Annotated in this window: 1 protein-coding gene; it reads right to left on the bottom strand. The window is 72.4% G+C overall.

Annotated elements, in window-relative coordinates:
* Positions 1–4,280 (bottom strand): hypothetical protein (locus B0W88_RS29975; RefSeq protein ID WP_233151895.1); only part of this gene is annotated, 4,280 nt, incomplete at its 3' end.
* Positions 4,281–4,381 lie beyond the last annotated feature (101 nt).

Genomic DNA, 4,381 nt, shown 5'->3' on the forward strand with positions numbered 1-4,381 from the left:
ACGCTGAGGCCCGCGCGCAGACCGTCCGCGGTGACCTTGGCGCCCTCGCCCACGATGGCCGCCGTGTTCTTGGTGGCCGTGACCACGCCCACCGCCGCGCCGACGCCGGCCGAGCCGGAGGCGCCGACCGCGCCGGTGATCAGGTTGAAGTCGCTGGTCTCGTCGGCGGCGACGACGATGCTGCCCTGGGCATGCACGTCGCCCGCGCCGGCATTGGCCTTGGCATCGCTCGGGTCGTCGCCCAGCAGCGCGCGGGTGGTGACGTTGAGCACCTGCACGTTGGCGTTCGCCGCCACGCCCACCGAGGAGCTGGCCGCCACGCCGGCCGAGACCGAGGCCACGCTCTCGCGCGAGCCGGAGGTGATCTGCAGGTTGCCATCGGTCAGCCCGGTGACGCCGGAGCCCATCCGCGCCTCGGTGTCCTTGCTGATCGTGTTGACGGTGGCGCCCAGGCCCACGCCGACGCTGCTCGACGCGGCCACCGAGCCGGCCACCGAGATGATGTCGGTCTGGTCGTTGGCATTGATGGCGAGGTTCGCCTGCGTGCCCGCGGCCGCGGTGGCGACGTTGAAGGTGGAGCTGTCGTCCACGCCCGCCAGCGTGGTCTCGTTGAGCACGTTGACGACCACCGAGCCGGCCACCGCCGCGCTGCTGGACGCGCCGCCGCCGACGGCGATGGTGATGAGGTTCTCGTGCGAGGTGGCGGCCACGATCGAGTCCGCGCCGCCGGCCAGCGCCGTCTGCGGGCCCACCAGGGCCTTCACCGTGTCGGTGTGGACCAGCACCGTGCTGGAGATGCCCACGCCGGCCGAGTTGCCATAGGCCAGCGCGCCGGCGATCTGGGTGATGTCGAAGGGCGCATCGGCCGTCACGGCGAGCGCGCCGCCGGCCTGCAGGGCCGAGCCCGCGCCGCCGGCCGTCGTCGCCTCGGTGTCGTTGCTGACGATGTAGACCGACACGCTGCCGCCGACGCCGGTGCCGTCGGTGGAGACGCCGGCCGTGGCGGCGACGCTGGTGATGTCCTGGTCGCTGGCGGCGCGCACCGTGAGGTTGCGGCCGGCCTGGATGGCAACACCTGACCCCAGCGTCGTCTTCGTGTTCTCGATCAGCACCGAGACGTCCAGCCCGATGCCCACGCCGGCATTGCCGATCGAGATGCCGCCCGCGCCGGCGCCGCCTTCGATGTAGGTCTTGCTCTTCGCACCGACGGTGACGTCCTGCGCCGCGCCGGCCGTGACGCCCAGGCTCAGCGGATTGATCTTGACGTTGTCGTCCAGCCGGGCGACCGTGTCCAGCGTGTAGATGTTGACCGCGGCCGAGCCCGCGCCGGCGCCGCCGTCGGTGGAGATGCCGCCGGAGATGGCGAGGTTGCTGACGGTCAGGTTCGGCAGCGGATCGGGCAGGTCGAAGCTCGCGGGCACGACCTGGCCGGTGGCGGTGATCGTGGTCGCATCGCGGGCCGCGAGCTGCGAGTTGGCGCCGACGGCAGCCGTCGTGTGCTCGACGACGATGTTCAGCCCCACCGACGCACCGACGCCGGTGCCGCCGGTGGACAGCGCCGCCGCGCCGGCGATCGCCTGGATCGCGGTGCTCTGGTCGGCGATGACGTCCAGCTTGCCGCCGGTCGCCTTGATGGTGGCGCCGGTACCGACACTGGCCGTCGTGTCCAGCGTGACGATGTTGATCGCCACGCTGCCGGCCACCGAGGTGTCCTTGCCGCCGGCCGCGGCCACGGCCACGGTCTGGAACTGGTGGTCGCCGCTGTCGCCGGGGCGGTCGGCATGGATGGCGACCGAGGCGCCGGTGAGGCTGGCGTTGTTGCCGACGCTGGCGACGTTGCTCGCGTCCACCACGGCCAGGCCCACGGCCGCGCCGACATTGGTCTTCTTCTGCAGATCGATCGCGTCGCCGCTGGCCTGGGTGATGGTGTTGTAGTCGGCCTGGGCGTCGACCGTCAGCGCGCCGCCGGCCGTCAGACTGACGCCGTTGGCGATCGCCGCGGTGTTGTCGGTCACCAGCACCTGCACGACGATGGCCGCGGCCACGCCGGTGCCTTCGCTCTTGCTGCCGCCGGTGTCGCCGCTGGTCTTGGTGTTGGCCGAGTCCACCTGGTCGTTGGACTTGGGCAGGTCGCGCTGCTTGTCCTTGTTCGGGTTGTTGTTGACCTGGTTGCTGGCTTCCTTGTCGGAGCTGCGGCCGCCGGCATCGTTGCCGGAGGCGCTGGCCTTGGCATTGCCGGTGGCCAGGATCGTCGCGCCCGAGGACACGTCGGCCGCGCCGCCCGCGGCCACCGAGCGGCCCAGCTTCGCGCTGACCGCGCCGCCCACCACGGAGACCACCACCGAGGCGCCCACCGCCGTGTCCTTGCCCGCGGCATCGGCGCTGGCCGTGCCGGTCACTTGGTCGAGCCGGAAGGCGCGCACCGCCATGTCGCCGGCCACCGCCAGCGAGCCGGTCGCGGTGCCTGCGTAGGCCGTCGTGTCGTTGATGTCGATCGTCACGGCCGCGGCCACGCCGACGCCGGTCTGGCCCTTGGAGCCGTTCTCGGTCTCGGTCTTGATCGTGTCCTGGGCGGTGGAGGTGACCGCCATCGCGGAGACGTTACCGCTGACCTGCGCGCCGTCGTCCAGCGAAGCCGTCAGGTTGTGGTCGATCACGCTGACGCCGACCGAAGCGCCCACGCCCACGTCGCTGCCATCGGCCTTGCCGCCTTCCTTCTCGGGCTTGGCGGAGGCGGTGTCGCTGGCGGTGGACTGGGTGATCGCCTGCAGCGCGCCGCCGGAGTCGGCGCCGGCCAGCGTGGCCGAGGCGCCACCGGCCATGCGGGCGGTCGTGTCCTCGTTGACGATATTGATCGCGACCGCGCCGGCCACGCCGATCTCGCCGCCGCCGGCACCGCTTTTGGCGCTGGCCAGCGTGGTGTGCGTCGTGTCGCCGCTGACGTTGGTCATCGTGGCGCCGAGCAGCAGGCCGTCGGCGGTGATGTTGACGCCGCTGGCCACCAGGGCCTCGTTGGTCGTGTTGGCGACGTTGATCGCCACCGCGGCGCCTACGGCATCGCCGCTGTCGGCGGTGGTAGCGCTGCCGTCGGCCGTGGCCTGGCCGTCGGTGTTGGCGCTGGCCTGCACCGAGACGTTCTTCGTCGGCGTGCTGATCGTGCCCGCGCTGATGTGGGCGCTGCTGGTCGCGTCGGTGATGTTGACGGCCACCGCGGCGGCCACGCTGACGGTGTCGCTGCTGCCGCTGTCCCCGCTCTTGCTGTCGGTGCTGGCCACGCCGGCCGAGGGCGTGGCGCTGCTGCTGGAACTGTCGCGCGCGCCGCCGGCGCCGGCCAGCGAGTCGCCCAGGCCGCGCCCGGCGCCGGTGTCCTTGTTGACGCCGTCCTTGCTGCTGTCGCTGTCCTGCTTGCCGCCGATGGCGCTGGCCTCGGCATCGGCAGTCGTATTCACCTGGCTGCTGCCGGCCACGCTGACCGCGCCGGTGCCGGTGATCGAGCGCGCGAGATCGGCGCGCGAATGGTCGAGCTCCACGTTGACCGCCACCGAGGCGCCGACCGCCGCATCCTTGGAGCCCTCGGCCTTGCCCTTGGCGCTCGTGGTGTTCGTCGAGCGCAGGTCGGCCGTCACCGCCACGTCGCCGGCTGCGTTGAGCAGCGTGCCGCTGGTGCCCAGCCGGGCGATGCTGTCCTGGTTGGCCACGGTCACGGCCACCACCGGCGCCACCGCGGTGCCGCCCTTGGCGCCGCCCTGGGCGTTGGTGACGATGGTGTTCTGCAGCGAGGACGAGATCGTCAGCGCGCCGGTGTTCGAGAGCTTGGCCGTATCGTCCACCTCGGCGCGGGCGATGTGGTCGGCCACGTTGACGGCGATGGACGCACCGACGCCGGTGTCCTTGGCATCGGCCTGCACGCCGGAGTCGGTGGGCACCGCCGTGGCGCTGTCCGCATGGACGGTCTTGGCAGTCACGCTGCTGGCGCCGGTGCCGGCGTTGACGTCGGCGCCGCCGAGGATCTCGGCCGTCGTGCGGTCCACCGCGACATTCACCGCCAGCGCGCCGGCCACGCCGGTCTTGGCGCCGCCGGCGCCGCTCTTGGCGCTGGCCAGCGTGGTGTCCTTGTTGTCTCCTGCGGTGCCGGCCGTGACGTTGACGCCCTGGCTGTGCACGGTGCCGCCGAGCTGGGCGGTATTGGTGTTCAGCCCGACGTTGATCGCCACGCCGACGCCGACGCCGGTGTCGTTCGGGTCGCTGGCGTCCTTGGCGCGGGTCGAGCCGTCGGCCATGGCCTGGGCATCGGCATCGCTGGTGCTGCCGACGCTGGTGGCGCCGGTCGAGGTGATCGTGCCGCCGCCGGCGCTGGCCGCCGCGGTGCTGGCCGCGATAT

It is taken from the genome of Pelomonas sp. KK5, from assembly GCF_001984095.1.
GTDB lineage: Bacteria > Pseudomonadota > Gammaproteobacteria > Burkholderiales > Burkholderiaceae_C > KK5.